General features: G+C 68.8%; 11 protein-coding genes. 8 read left to right on the forward strand and 3 right to left on the reverse strand.

Going from position 1 to position 14,025, the window contains the following annotated elements:
• Positions 1–6: 6 nt before the first annotated feature.
• The 3 genes from tssI to QHF84_RS09365 are packed head-to-tail and all read left to right on the forward strand — an operon-like array spanning position 7 to position 3,623.
• A complete protein-coding gene (gene tssI / locus QHF84_RS09355) occupies positions 7–2,154 on the forward strand; it encodes a type VI secretion system tip protein TssI/VgrG (protein WP_281312865.1) in 2,148 nt (715 codons plus the stop codon).
• Positions 2,151–2,867 (forward strand): N-acetylmuramoyl-L-alanine amidase, encoded by a 717-nt coding sequence (locus QHF84_RS09360; protein WP_281312866.1) that lies wholly within the window; start codon positions 2,151–2,153, stop codon positions 2,865–2,867. Before tssI ends, QHF84_RS09360 begins: the two co-directional genes overlap by 4 nt.
• 21 nt (positions 2,868–2,888) lie before the next feature.
• Entirely contained in the window at positions 2,889–3,623 is a 735-nt protein-coding gene (locus QHF84_RS09365; RefSeq protein ID WP_281312867.1) for an N-acetylmuramoyl-L-alanine amidase, read from the forward strand.
• Positions 3,624–3,629: 6 nt separating this feature from the next.
• Here the strand turns inward: QHF84_RS09365 and QHF84_RS09370 are convergent, their stop codons facing one another.
• Complete coding sequence (locus QHF84_RS09370; RefSeq protein ID WP_281312868.1) at positions 3,630–4,865, reverse strand: hypothetical protein; 1,236 nt, start codon at positions 4,863–4,865, stop codon at positions 3,630–3,632.
• Between the two features lie 159 nt (positions 4,866–5,024).
• On the opposite strand from QHF84_RS09370, the gene QHF84_RS09375 reads away from it, so the two are divergent.
• The gene (locus QHF84_RS09375) at positions 5,025–6,707 is read left to right on the forward strand and encodes an ATP-binding protein (protein ID WP_281312869.1); all 1,683 of its coding nucleotides are present in this window, start codon (positions 5,025–5,027) and stop codon (positions 6,705–6,707) included.
• On the opposite strand, the gene QHF84_RS09380 is transcribed toward QHF84_RS09375, so the two are convergent.
• The gene (locus QHF84_RS09380; RefSeq protein ID WP_281312870.1) at positions 6,655–7,017 is read right to left on the reverse strand and encodes a hypothetical protein; all 363 of its coding nucleotides are present in this window, start codon (positions 7,015–7,017) and stop codon (positions 6,655–6,657) included. The genes QHF84_RS09375 and QHF84_RS09380 overlap by 53 nt on opposite strands.
• Positions 7,018–7,201: 184 nt before the next feature.
• On the opposite strand from QHF84_RS09380, the gene QHF84_RS09385 reads away from it, so the two are divergent.
• Positions 7,202–7,588: a PLAT/LH2 domain-containing protein gene (locus tag QHF84_RS09385; protein ID WP_281312871.1), complete on the forward strand. Its 387-nt coding sequence runs from the start codon at positions 7,202–7,204 to the stop codon at positions 7,586–7,588.
• Between the two features lie 31 nt (positions 7,589–7,619).
• Here QHF84_RS09385 and QHF84_RS09390 read toward each other — a convergent pair whose 3' ends face one another.
• On the reverse strand, positions 7,620–10,226 hold the full coding sequence (locus tag QHF84_RS09390; protein WP_281312872.1) for a DUF2169 domain-containing protein: 2,607 nt from the start codon (positions 10,224–10,226) through the stop codon (positions 7,620–7,622).
• A gap of 152 nt (positions 10,227–10,378) precedes the next feature.
• On the opposite strand from QHF84_RS09390, the gene QHF84_RS09395 reads away from it, so the two are divergent.
• From QHF84_RS09395 to QHF84_RS09405, 3 genes are read left to right on the forward strand one after another with little or no spacing between them, the layout of a single operon-like run.
• Positions 10,379–10,825, forward strand: coding sequence for a hypothetical protein (locus QHF84_RS09395; protein WP_281312873.1), 447 nt, complete (start codon positions 10,379–10,381; stop codon positions 10,823–10,825).
• Positions 10,822–11,676 carry a hypothetical protein gene (locus QHF84_RS09400; RefSeq protein WP_281312874.1) on the forward strand — a complete coding sequence of 285 codons (855 nt, stop codon included), beginning with the start codon at positions 10,822–10,824 and terminating at the stop codon, positions 11,674–11,676. The genes QHF84_RS09395 and QHF84_RS09400 overlap by 4 nt, the downstream gene beginning before the upstream one ends.
• Before the next feature lie 35 nt (positions 11,677–11,711).
• Positions 11,712–14,024, forward strand: a complete 2,313-nt coding sequence (locus QHF84_RS09405; RefSeq protein WP_281312875.1) for an N-6 DNA methylase — start codon at positions 11,712–11,714, stop codon at positions 14,022–14,024.
• Position 14,025 lies beyond the last annotated feature (1 nt).

The raw sequence follows: 14,025 nt of genomic DNA on the forward strand, positions 1-14,025 counted from the left end.
AATGCCGTGGCAAACCTCGAGCTCTCCCTCGCCTCCGGTCAACGCGACCTCTACGTGCGGCGCTTTTCCGTCCGGGAAGCCGTCTCGAACCTCTTCTCGATTCACCTCCTCGTCCGCTCGCCCGACCATAGCCTCGATCTCGGGGCCGTGGTCGGTCTTCCCGCGGGCTTCCGCCTGCACGCCGGGTATGCCCACGTGCAAGGCGGCGCCCAGCGCACGTGGACGGGCATCGTGGCCCGCGCCGAGCAGGCGCACGCGCTGCAGGAGGTCTCCGCCGAGGACGGGCTCTCGACGTACCACATCCACATCGTGCCGGAGCTTTGGCTGCTCACGCATCGCCAGGGCAATCGCATCTACCAGCAGCTCTCGATTCCGGACATCATCGATCGCCTCCTCGGCGAATGGAACATCCGGCCGACCTGGCGCATCGAGCGCGATCGGTACCCGAAGCTCGATTACAAGGTCCAGTACCGGGAGACCGATTACGCCTTCATGTGCCGCCTCCTCGAAGAGGCGGGCATCGCGTACACGTTGAGCGAGCACCCCGAGCGCGGCACGACGCTCGTCTTCGGCGATCGCATCCAGACGAACACGCCGCGCTCCGGCCCGCCCATTCCGTACGTCGACAACCCGAACGAGGCGGCCGAGAAGGAGTTCATCAGCCGCGTGCGCTTCGGCCGCGAGGTCCGCCCCGGCGCGGCGACGTTCCGCGATTACGACCCGCGCAAGCCCGATCTCGCCCTCTTCGGCAAGGCCGAGCCGACGGCCGGCATCGAGGGCAAGATGGAGCAGTACCATTACGACGCGGGCTCGTTCCTCGTCGAGACGGGCAAGGCCGAGGGCACGCCGAACGCCGACGATCGAGGCTTCGCGCGGCACGACGGCAAGTACGGCACCGAGCTGTCGACGCGTGTCCTCGAAGCCGAGCGCACGGGCGAGCGGATGGTCTCCTTCGCGGCCAACACGTTCGACCTCGCGCCCGGCGTCATCTTCTCGATGGCGCGCCACCCGCATTCGGCGCTGCCCGAGAGCCGCCAGTTCCTCGTCGTCGGCGCCTCGCTCGAGGGCACGGACACGGGCGATTTCAGCTTCTACGGCCACGCGTTCTTCGCCGAGGCGCCTTATCGTCCGGCGAGGCAGACGCCGAAGCCGCGCATTCACGGCCTGCAAAGCGCGACGGTCGTCGGGCCTTCGGGCCAGGAGATTCACGTCGACGAGTTCGGCCGCGTGCGCGTGCAATTCCACTGGGATCGCGAGGGCCAGAAGAGCGAGCAGAGCTCGTGCTGGATCCGCGTGACCCAGGGCTGGGGCGGCATGGGGTATGGCATGATCACCGTGCCCCGCATCGGCCACGAGGTGCTCGTCGCGTACCTCGAAGGCGACCCGGACCAGCCGGTCATCGTGGGCCGCGTCTACAACGCCGCCCAGCAGGTCCCGTACAAGCTGCCGCAGGACAAGACGCGCAGCACGTGGAAGAGCGACTCCTCGCTCGGCTCGGACGGGTTCAACGAGATCATGTTCGAGGATCTCGCGCAGAAAGAGCTCGTCTGGCAGCAGGCGCAGAAGGACCGAAACCGGAACGTCAACAACGACGAGTTCGCGACCATCGTCCACGACCGGCAGAAGCTCGTGAAGAACGACGAATCCGAACAGACCCTCGGCAATCGCAAGTTCTGGGTCGGCAAGGATTACGACGAGGTCACGAAGCAAAACAAGAACGAGACGTACAACAAAGACGTCCACCTCGTGGTGAAGGGCAGCCGGCGCGAGCGGATCGACGGCAAGCAATCCCTCACGGTGAAGAAGAGCCGCCACGAGAAGGTGGAGGGCCGAAGCGCGCTCCGGGCCGGCAAAGAGATTCACCACGTGGCGGGCGAAGAGTGGGTCGGCGAGGCGGGCGGCGCGGCCACGATCAAGGCCCCCGGCGGCTTCATCAAGCTCGACGGCGCCGGCATCACCATTTCGGGCACGATGGTGTGGATCAACGAGCGCGGCGAGCCCGGCGACGGCAGCGGCTCGAAGCCCGAATCGCCGTTCGAGGAGCAGGAAGAGGAGCAGAAGACGGCGGGCGAGAGCCCGGACGATCACGCCCCGGCGCCCGAATACACGATCGACGACCCGGCCGACGGGGGCGGGAGCCCGATCCCGGTATGAACGTCGGGACCGACCAGCAGCAGCAGGTCGCGGGGACCGGCAATGGCGTGCAGAGGTGCGCCGTCGTCGTGGTGATCGATCCTGGGCACGGCGACTCGCACGACGAGAGCACCACCATCGACCCGGGGGCCGTCGGCGGAGGCCTCAACGAGAGCGACGTCGTCCTCGACATCTCGAAGCTCCTCAAGGGCAAGCTCGCCGCGAAGACCGATCTCATCGAGTCGGTGCACCTGACCCGCGAGGGCAACGTCGACAATCCCTCGCAGCCAAAGCTCCTGTGGCGCCAGCAGGTCGCGGTGGCCAAGAAGTGCGACGTCTTCCTCAGCATTCACATGAACTCCTTCACGAGCGCCTCGGCCAACGGCAAAGAGGTGTTCTACAACCACAAGGCGTCGAACAAGGCGGAGAGCGCGAAGCTCGCGGGCGCGCTGTATACGGCATACAAGCTTCCGATCGCGTGGCGCGAGCCGCCCATCAAGACGTCGGGGCTCAGCGTGCTCGCGACGTACAAGTGGAAATCGACGAAGCTCGGCATCTATCGCGACGCCACCATCTTCCAATCGGTGAAGGCCGCCGCGCTGTTCGAGCTCGGCTTCATCTCCAATGACGCTGATCGGAAGGCCGTCGTCGACAACAAGGACAACATCGCGGGCTGGCTCTGCGATGGGATCTGCTCGTACGTGAGCACCAATCGCGCCATTCTTTGCGCCTGACATCGGAGGCTCGATCCCGTCATGACGACCGTATCCAGCGAGCAACAACAAGCGGTCGCGGGGGCGCAAAGCGACGGCAGCGCCGTCCAGAAATGCGCCATCATCGTGGTGATCGACCCCGGCCACGGCGACCGCCTCAAGGCGGGCAACCCCGTCGATCCGGGCGCCGTCTCCGGCACCATTTACGAGAGCAACATCGCGCTCGACGTCGGCAAGAAGCTGAAATCGAAGCTCGAAGCGAAGACGGACTGCATCCAGGCCGTGTACCTGACGCGCGAGGGCGAGATCACCGAGGTGCGCCCGAGGCTCAAATGGCGCGTCGCCATCGCCAAGGAGAAGAAGGCGAACCTCTTCATCAGCCTTCACCTCGACGCGGCCGGCGCGTCGGCCTCGGGCCAATCCGCCCTCTATCACCCGAGTTATCCCCATTCGAAGACGCTCGCGTCGACGGTCGCGGGGCGCGCCAAGATCATCAAGAGCCGCGGCGCCAAGTCCCGCGACAACCTCTACGTGATCAACCTCAAGTATTTCGGCCCGGATACGAAGGCCTCGATCCTGATCGAGCTCGGGTTCATCACGAACGACGCCGATCGGAATGCCTGCCAGACGCAGGGAGACGCGATCGCCCAGGAGATCGCCGACTCCGTCGCCGATTTCGTCCTGGCGAACAAGGCCATCTTCTCGGCCACGCCGAAGGCCGCCGCGGGCACGCCCGCCAACGTGCCCATCCCGCGGCCGCGGCCGACCAATCGATGATTTCGTTCACGCGCTGAGCCACGTCCGGTCGATCCCCGCGCCCAGTTCGGGCGAGAGAATCAGGCGACCCGGCACGACGAGTTTCAGCGGCGCGAGGCTCGCCTGCGCCATTCCCGGACCGGGAACGGGGAAGATGTGCAGCGCGGCGCCGTCGGCACTTCTGTAGAGATCCACCCGAATGGCGCCGCCGCGCGTCGCCCGCATGGCCCCGATCAGGGAACGGAACACCCATCGCGCCAGGGTGTTCGGATCCGCATCGACCACGACGGATTCGATGTCGCAAAGGACGATCTCGACGTTGCGTACGGACGCCTCGGTCCGGAGCAGTTCCAATAGATCACGCACCAGAGCATCGAGCTGGATCGGACGCGGCGCCGCGGCCTCGTCCCGCGCGAGCACTCTCCACAAGGCCGCGTGACGCCGGAACTGCTCGAGGAGCGTGGTCGCGAGCGCGAGCAGCTCACGCGCGTGCGTCAAACGGTGGGAGGAGAGCTCCTCCGCGGCAAACGCCAGCCGAAGGCGCACGGCCGCCTGTGCCTGCACGATGTCCCCGAGGAGCCGATCGAGCGCCTCGGCCCAATGGTCCCGCGCCACGAGCACCCGCTCGAGATCCCCCTCGAGCCGCGCAGCCAGGAGATCCATTTCGATGCCATGCGCGGCGCACAGCATGATCTCGCGCAGCCGATACACGACCTCGGGCCTGCGCACGGAGACGCTGAGCACGCCGGCCATCGCTCCGGTGCCGTCGCGCAGCGGGATCCCCTGGCAGGTGAACGCCTGAAACCCTTCGATGAAATGCTCCGGCCCGACGAGCTCCACGTATCCATTTTCCGCGATGGCCGTGCCAATTCCATTCGTCCCGCAGGCCGCCTCATCGAGCAGCGCGCCGGGGCCGGGGACGCGCTCGGGGCCATGGATCGTCTGCTGGTCGCCGAGCACGTCGAGGACCACCGCCTGCGAATCCCCCAGCATGGCAGCGTGGCGCTCGCGCCCCGACGCACGCGAAAGCGCCTGCATGTATGGCTGCGCGGCGCGAACGAGCGCGTCCTGCCGGTCGCGCAGGCGCTCGACGTCGAGAGTGCCGAGCCCCTCGGCGCGCGGACGTCGCGGATCGGCGCCGCCGAGATGCGAGCGCTCCCAGGAGCGCAGCACGTGTGGACGTAAAAGCGTCGATGAAATGGCCCCCGTCGAGCGGTACATCCGCCCTGCCTCGAGGGCCCCCTCCAAGGACAACGTAACCATGGCCCCTCCCACCTCAGAGCGAGAGCTTGGTTCGAGCGTCTACCCTCCGCCCCCCAGTTGCGTGTAGACTACATCCTGGGGAGTGTACGCGCGATCTGCGGCCGGTGTCCACGGGTTTGCCGAATATGCGAATACCTGACGAACCTACCGTGACGTAAGATGAAGTCGAACCGCGCCATGGTGGACCGAGGGGAGCGACCCGACACGACGTTCGATCTGGCGGCCGTGGGGATGGCGTTCGTCTCTCTCGATGGCGTCTTGCTCCACGCCAACCCAAAGCTCTGCGACGCGCTCGGCCACAGCCTGGACGAGATCGCGGGGCGCTCCACGCAGGACCTCCGGCATCCGGACGACGCGGAGGCCGCCCTCCAGCACATCCAGGTGCTACGCGAGGGCGTCGTCCAATCCGCTACGAGCGAGGAGCGCTTGCTGCGAAGGGATGGCTCGCCGTTATGGGTCGCCGTCACGCGCTCCGTCGCCCGCAGCCCCTCGGGGGCGCCGCTCTACATCCTCGAGGTCATGCATGAAATCGGGCGCTACAAGCGCGCCGAGGAGGCGCGGGAGAGGGACCTCGCCGGCGAGCGGGCGGCGCGTATTCGGGTCGAGCTGGCCGAGGCGCGAATGTCCCGCCTCCAGACGATCACATCCGAGCTCGCGCGCGCCCTGACGCCCACCGAGGTCGCGGACGTCGTGCTCCGGCAGGGGCTCGCCGCCGTCTATGCCGACGCGGGGTACGTCGCGCTGCTCGGCGAGGAGGGCGTGATCGAGCTGCTGCTCGCCCCCGGCTATCCGGAAGAGATCGTCGAGCGCTTGCGCCGCATTCCCCTCACCGCAGCTCTGCCGTCCGCCGATTGCATTCGCACCGGCCGCTTCCTCGTTTACGATTCCCAGGAAACCTTCTGCGCGACCTACCCCGATGCGCCGCCGCAGCGCTGGGCCAACACCTGGGTGATCATCCCGATGAAGGTCGGCGGCCGGACGATCGGGGCGCTCGGCGTCACGTACGTCGATACCTGCCGGATCACCCAGGAAGATCGGGCATACATGTGCACGCTCGCGCAGCAATGCGCGCAGGCCCTGGAGCGGTCGCGCCTGTACGAGGCGGAGCAGCGGGCGCGGCTCGCGCGCGAAGAGGCGCTCGCCATCGCGGCGCACGACCTCCGGAATCCTCTCTCGGCGATGACGCTGGTCGCCTCGTCGATGATGCGGGCGGCGCCGGACGACGCGACCGGGCAATGGGTCCGCGAGCGCGCGCAAAAGCTCAAGGCGACGGCCGAGCACGCGATGGAGCTGCTCCACAACCTCCTCGACGCCGCGATCATCGAGGCGAATACCCTGACGCTCGAGCGCGAGCGGTGCGAGGTCGACGCGCTCCTCGCCGAGGTCGCCGAGATCCACGCGCCGCTCGCCGAGCAAAAAAAAATCGGGCTCGGCCCCCGCCCGCTCGGCCGGGCCGCGGTGACGACGTGCGACCGCGGACGCGTGATCCAGGTCCTCTCGAACCTCCTCGGCAATGCATTGAAGTTCACCCCCGCGGGCGGAGCGATCACGCTCTCGGCCGAGCTCGACGGCGCCTTCGTGCGATTTTCGGTCGCGGACACGGGGCCAGGGATCCGGCCGGAGGACGTCCCGCGTCTCTTCGATCGCTACTGGCGTCCGCGGGCGGTGCGCGGCGCGGGAACGGGGCTCGGCCTGTACATCGTCAAGGGGATCGTCGAGGCCCACGGCGGGCGCGTCTCCGTCGACAGCAAGCTCGGCGTGGGGACGACGTTCTCGTTCACCCTCCCCATCAAACCGATCGAGCACGCTTCGCCGCGGAATGCACGAAAGGGCCCTCGCTGATCGCCGGCGTCGCGCCGAGCAGCCCCGCGCGCCGGTCGGCCTCTTCCATACGCCGGGCCCTTCTGCGGTGGCGGTGGATCACCACGAAGCCGACGAGGCCATTGACGAGCAAGAGCGCGTTCGTGGCGATGAAGACCCAGTTTCCCAGAAGCACGCTGTACGACGTGAACCCGATCGAGGCCGCGGTTTGCCCGATCCACAGCCATCGCGACACGCCCGCGACCGAGCCGCTGCGCCACTGTTTCCAGTTTTGCCCGGTGAGCGTGGCGAGCAGGATGAGCGAGCTGACCCAGCCAATGAGCTCCGTCATGCGCCTCTGCCCGCATCTGGGGCCGGGCTCCGCGTTCGCCAGGGAGATCCCTCGTTTCCTTCACAAGCCCGGCAGACTCGACAACACGGGGCAGGGCCCGAGGTTTCATCGAGGAGGCGAGCGCATGAGACGAAATACGACTCTTCCGTTGGTCCTGGCAGCTCTCTCGTGGAGCCCCGTCGCCATGGCGCGAGACTACTTGATCAGCGCGCGGACATGCAGCGTGGAGGACGCCGACAATGACGACTCCTACATTTATCTCACGATCAACGGGAGTACGGGCCGGCTGAACAATCACCATCTGCACTCTCCGTCCCGGGACGACTTCGAGACGGGGGCCACCGACGTCTACCGGATCAACGCCCCGAACCTCGGGACGATCCGGAACATGATCGTCCGCATCAGCGGCAATGACGGATGGTGCTTCGAGTGGATCAAGGTGACGGACGTGGCCACCGGCGCGAACTGGCGGGTCACGTACAATGCCTTCATCGATGGCGACTCGGAGTGGCCGCCGATCGTGTATTGTCCCCTCGAGGGTCGGCACGAGGGCGTCTGCTCCGCGCAGTAAACGCGGCTCGCCGATCGTCCTCGGCCCCCCATCAAGTCTTGGCCCCGGCCGTCCCGCGCTCCGGCACGGTGACCGTCCCGATCGCGAGCGCCCGGAGCGCCTCGCCCCGCGCCTCGTATTGGTCCTGCGCCGGATGCAGCTCGCCCACGAGCCGCGCCCGGAATTTGCGGAACATCGGCAACTTGCGGGCGACCACGTCCGGCGCGTACACCACGATGGGTTGGCTGTCCGCGTGAATCCGGAGGAGCAGCCGGAGGTACGTCCCGCCGAGCACCTCGCGCTTCTGGTAATGACGTCCGCCGATCAGCGCCCGCTCGGCTTGCATGTCGAGCGCGTCCGCGGGCAAACCCTTCTTCTCCCGGGTGAATGCCTCGCGGATCCGGTTCGACAAACCCTCCGGCACGACCGGCGCCCACGACAACCCCGAGCGCGCGATGAACTTGTCCGCCGCCTCGACGGCTGCCTTGAGCCCCTCGTCCGTGGGCCCGACGAGCGGCGCCGCCGCGGTCGAAAGCGCCTTCAGCGTCTCCATTTCGTCGAACGGCGTCTCGATCTCGCCGCCCACGAGCACGATCGGCGTCGCGTATTTCCCGTCCTCGCGAATGGCCTGGTCCATGAGCTCCACGAGGCTCCGGTCGTCCATTCGATCGGCGCGGGCGAGGATCTCGAAGATCTCGCGGCGATCTTCGATTTCCCAGGCCTCCTTGCCGGCGAGCACGTCGTCGATCTCCTTGTCGGCGCCGCGCTGCTCGAGCTCGGAGAGCAGCCGCTTCCACGCGGGCACGCGCCGGATGCGCGGCACGAAGCTCGGCTCGAACCACACGAGATGCAATAGCTCGCGGACGATGACGGGCTTCTGCGCCTCCTCCTCCGCGACGAGCGCGCGAATCTCCCGGCGCGGCGCGCTCCACGGGCGCACGCCCGCCGCTTCATTCGAGGCGCCGAGCGCGCCGCCGTCGGACGCCGTCTCCTTGGGCGCCTCCGCGACCGCCGCCGCAGCCGCGGCCGCCGCCGTGCCGAGCGTCTCGCGCCCCGGGGCCACGCCGCCGGGCGCGCCGCCCGCCCACGGGCTCGGCGCGCGGCCGCCCTCCGAGGACGACGTTCCCGGACGAACCGGCGGGGGGACCGCCGGCGGGCGCGACGGGGGTGCCGTGGGAATCGTGGAAACAGCCACGGGCGCAGGGACCGGCACGGGCGCAGGGACCGGCACGGAGACGACCGGCGGCGGCGCGGCCACGGGTGCAGGCGGCACGGGCGCGGGCACGACGGGCGGGACGAACGCGGGCGTCGAGATCGGCTGAGGCTTGGGCGCGGGCGGCGACACCGACGGCGCGGGCTTGGGCACGGGCGGCACGGGCGCGGGGGAGACGACGGTCCCCGGCAGCGAGGCGCGTGCCGCCGCGGGCAAGGGCGGGGGCTTCATCGTCGGCGGCTGCGGCGTCTGGAGCTGCTGCGGCCAGGGGCGCGCTGCCGGAGCGGCCGACGATTGGAACGGCAGATCCGCCGCGAGCGAGGGCTGCGGCTCACGCGCGGCCGGCTGCAAGGACGCGGCCGCGAAGGGCAGCGCCGCGCGGCGCGCTGCCTCGGCCTCCATCTGCGAGATCACGTTCGTCTGGGTATGGTCGTCCTCCGAAAACCCCTTCGACTCCGCGGCCGCCATGGTCTGGACGATCTCGCCCCAGCTCATCTCGTGGCCGGGCAGCTCCATTCCGACGATCACGCGTCCCGGCTCGTCCGGCCGCGAAAGGGGGATTTGCACGCGCCAGGTGAGCGTGGCGATCCCGCGGTCCGTATCGATCCAGAGCGCGTCGGCGCGCACCTTCTGCCGTTGCGCCGGCCCTTGCCCGCGGTCGACGAAGATGGCGGGACGCACGCCCGGCAGGTTCGTCACGAGCCGCGTATGCTCCGGGTGCAGGTTCTCGAGCACGATTCGCTCGTTGTCGCGCAGCGCCGTGAGGAGCTGATCCGAGGGCGCGGCATTGAAATATGCCTCGCTCGGCCCATCGAGCCCCATGCCTGCGGGCGGCGGTGCGCGCCCGACGAGGTCCGCGCGCGAGGGCCAGCTCGTCGCGATCGGCGCGTAACACACGGGCGGCACGAAATCCTCGGCCGAGGAGACGTAAATCCCGAGGGGCTGCAGGTTCGGCAGCGCGCGCCTTCCATATCCATCGCGCACGTCGGCGCGCACGCCGACGGGGTTGTTCGTGCCGGGCCCGCCGCCTGCGCGCTCCCACGTGAGGCGCATGCGGGAAAACCGGCTGCCTTCCTGGAGCGAGCCGTCGGGCAGGAACGAGCGATCGCAGAACACCTCGATCGACTTGTCGACCTCGCCGACGATGAGGCGGGCCACGAGGGATCGGACGGGCTGCTGGTTCGGCGCGTAGGCATAACCGACGAGCGTGACCTCGGGGCGCGGCTTCTGCGGCACGAGGTCGCTCGCGGCGCGCAGGCTCCGGTTCGGGTCGTCGTCCCAGTGATCGTCGGCCTCATTGAGGGCCTCTTGCTCGTTGCTGAGCACGGCCTCGCCGGGCTGGAGCCAATACGTGGCCTTGCAAACGACCGTGAGGACGAAGCCCCCTGCGCGCTTCTGCCACACGAGAGATCCGGTGCGCAGGGGACCGACCGAGAGGATTTGCATCGGGCCGGAGCCTATCTCAAATGGCACGGGATCGATGGGAAAAATGGTCTGACGCGGCGCGGGGATGGATGATGCGGGCGACGCGCGCTTCGCAGCGGTGCGTCATGCGCTACCCGTTGACGCCGCGAGGGCGGGTCGATACCCCTTCGCACATGCACAAACCAATCTCGGGTACGACGACAGGAAGGTTTCTGCTCCTCGGCCTCGGTCTTGGCCTCGGGCTCGTCGCGAGCCGGAGCGCGTCCGGGGAGCCCGTGGAGGAAGATGGTGTGCCGCCCGGCATGGTGGCTCACGTCGAAGGCGGGGTTTGTCCCCCTGGATGGGCGCCGGCGCCGAACGTCGAGGGACGGCTCGTCGTCGCGGTCGCCGAAGGCAAGGATGTCGGGGTGCAGGTCGGCGAGCCCCTCGGAGACCGCGAGGATCGCACGCACACCCACGACTATGCGGGGGAGATCGCCCTGCCTTCGAAGGCGATCGCGGCCGCCGACGGGGACAACCAGGCCGGTGCGCAGGCGCAAACGTACACCATTGCAGGGACCACCGACCCGGGTGTATCGGGCCTTCCTTTCGTGCAGGTGATGGCATGCGTCAAGCAATGAAACATGTGGCCACGATCGCGGCGATTGCTCTTCTCACGGCCTGCGCGGCCGGTTCGGTCTCGACGACCGGCGGCGGCTCGGAGGGTGCCGGCGGTGGCGGAGCCGGCGGGAGCGGCGGCGGCGGCGCGGGCGGCGGCCCCGGGCCGCGCGGCGACGCAATGCCCACGAACACGATCGGGTTTTTCCAGGTCCCTGCCTGCCCGAACGGATGGGAGCCGTACAAGGCCGCGGCCGGGCGAACGATCTTGCCGACGATTGCCGACGCGGCGGGCGGGACGACCGTGGGCGAACCGCTCCTGAGCGGCGAAGAGCGGCCCCACACGCACGGGGTGCGTGCCACGTTCGACCTCGTCCCCATCACGTATGCAGGCGTCTCGGGCGGCGGCAACAATGGCGTCGCCGCGGCCGGCGCGGTCGAATTCGCGACGACGTCCGAGGAATCCTCCACGGGTTTGCCCTACGTACAGCTCCTCGCGTGCAAAAAACTCGCGGAGCCCGTGGCCGGGGTCAAACCCTTGCCGAAGGGCATGCAGATCTTTTACGATGGCCCGAAGTGCCCCGCGGGCTTTCAGCAGGCCGCCTCGACACAAGGAAGGCTCGTCGTGGGCCTGCCGAAAGACGCGCCCTCGGATCTCTCGTTCGGCGGCGAACCCCTCTCGAGCGCGACCCCGCGCACGCATACCCACGGAGGCGAGGTCTCGCTCGCCACGACCTCCCACGGAATCGCGCTCGTGAGCAACGGCGCCGCGACCGGGTATGCCCGAAACGACACGTACACGAGCCAAGCGGAGACGGACGCGAGCGAGGCGGCGCTCCCCTGGATCGAGCTGATCCATTGCGAAAAACTGTGACGGAGAGCGTAAAAGCGGCCCGAGGCGCGGGCGTCTTGCGAGAACAAGCACCCCTCGCTCTGCGCGAGCTCGCCGCCGGATTTCCGGGAGCGGATCCCGCGGGGCTCGTGAGCGCGATCCTGCGCCTCGTCGTCGCCCTTTTCGCGTCGTCACGCGGGCTCTTCCGAGGCGACGACCTCGGCGCCCTGCACGCCGAGCTCGCCGCGGCCGACCGCACCTCGCTCGCCGATCGTCACGACGCCTGGCCGCGCGTCCTCGCCTTGTTTCGCCGCCTGCACGAAGGATCCATCGGACAAACCCCGCCCCTCGGCCCCGCGCGGCGCGGCTCGCTCTTCGACGCGGACGCGTATCCCTTCCTCGAAGGGCCGCTCTCCGACGCTGTCGTCCTGCGTATCCTCGACAAACTCCTCCTCGCTTCCGGCGAGCGCCTCATTTACGCCGAGCTCGACGTCGAGCACCTCGGCACCGCGTACGAGACGCTGATGGGTTTTTCCGAGGAGCGACGCCGCCTCGGCGCGCATTACACGTCGCCGCTCCTCACGCGGATCATGGTCGAGCGCACGCTCGCCCCGCTCGTGGGCCCGGACGTGATGCCGGCGGAGATCCTGAGCCTCTCGGTCTGCGATCCCGCCATGGGCGCAGGCGCGTTTCTCGTGCAGGTTTGTCGGTGGCTCGCCGATCGCCTCGTCGCCGCCTGGGAACGCGTGGGAATGCCGGCGGACCTGCCGCCCGGCGAGGATCCGCAATCTCACGCGCGCAGGCGTGTCGCCGCGTCTTGCCTGTACGGCGTGGATCGAAACCCGATCGCCGTGGACCTCGCCCGCGTCTCCCTCTGGCTGCTCACGGCGCCGGAGACACACCCATTTTCATTCCTCGAAGCCACGCTGCGTCATGGGGATTCGCTCGTGGGTCTCGGGCACGAGGAGATCGAACACGTATCCCCCGCGCAGGTACGCGAGCGCCTGGCCGAGGCCGAGGCGCTGCGACGGCGTTTTTTCGAGGCGGCCGATCCGGCTCTGCTCACCGAGGCCCATCGCGCCCTCACGCCGCTCCGCACCGTGGGCAATGCCCTGCTCTCGGCGCTCTTCGCCTCGGAGAACAAAAAAGCCCAGAAAGAACGCCTCGCCGCCCTGCCCGATCTCGCCGCGCGTCATCTCGCCGGCGAGGGTGACGCCGAGCTCGAAGCCGAGGCCGCGGCTATTGCGTCCGCCCGCTTTCCGTTTCACTGGCACATCGAGCTCCCGGAGGTCTTCGGCCGCGGCGGCTTCGACGCCTTCGTGGGAAACCCGCCCTGGGTCTCGTACGCCGGCCGCGCCGCGCAGCCGCTCGCGGACGACCTCCGCGAATTCTATCGACGCACGAACCCGGCCTTCGCCGGATATCGCAATCTGCAGGGCCTCTTCGTCCACCAATGCGCCCGCATGCTCCGCCCCGGAGGTCGGCTCGGGCTCGTGTTGCCCACGTCGATGTCCGACCTCGGCGGCTATGAACCCTCGCGCCGCGCGCACGACGGGCTCTGCGTGTGCGACGACGAGCTGCCCGATTTCGGGGACGCCTTCGAGGGCGTCTTCCAGCCGAGCATGGGCCTGCTCTCCACACGCCGGAGCGAAAAAGCCACGCTCGACACCGCCGTCGCCTGGCCGCTCGCGCGCTCGGACCTCGACGCCGAGACAGTCGCCCTCCTCGAAAAACTCTCGGCCCTGCCGAAGCTCCCGCCGCACCTCTTCGGCGAGCGGGGTTTTCAGAGCAACGGCGACGACGTCCGCCACCTCCACGAGCGCGAGGCGCCCGACGGGCGTTTCCAGATCGGCCTGCGCGTGGGCGGCGACATCGAGCCGTTTTCCCGGCGTCCGCCGCGCATTTATTGTGATCCGACCGATTTCTCGGGCCGCTTCCGCAAAGACGCCGAATGGCTCGCCGTGCGCCTGCTCATTCGCCAGACGGCGCGTTTCCCGATGGTCGCCTCGTCCGACGGCCTCGCCTTCCGGAACTCGATCCTCGCGGGTTTCTCCGACGATCGATGGAGCGCGTCGTTTCTCCTCGGCTGGCTCAATGCGAGCCCCATCCGCTTCTACCATTACATGCGGCACCGCGACGCCCGACAGGGAATGCCGCAGGTGAAGATCACCCACCTGCGCGCGCTCCCCGCGCCGGCCCATCTCGAGCTCGTCCCCGAGATCGAGGCGCTCGCCGAGAGCTTCGGCGTCCGCAATCAGGGCATCAGCCGGTCCGAGCAGGACACGCTCGACGACCTCGTCGCCCGCGCGCTCGGCCTCGCGCCGCCGGAGCGAGGGCCAATCGAGCGGTGGGCGCGGACCGTGATCCCGGAGCGCGCCCCCTCGCCCTGAC

The organism is Polyangium sp. y55x31, from assembly GCF_029946505.1.
Lineage (GTDB): Bacteria > Myxococcota_A > Polyangia > Polyangiales > Polyangiaceae > Polyangium.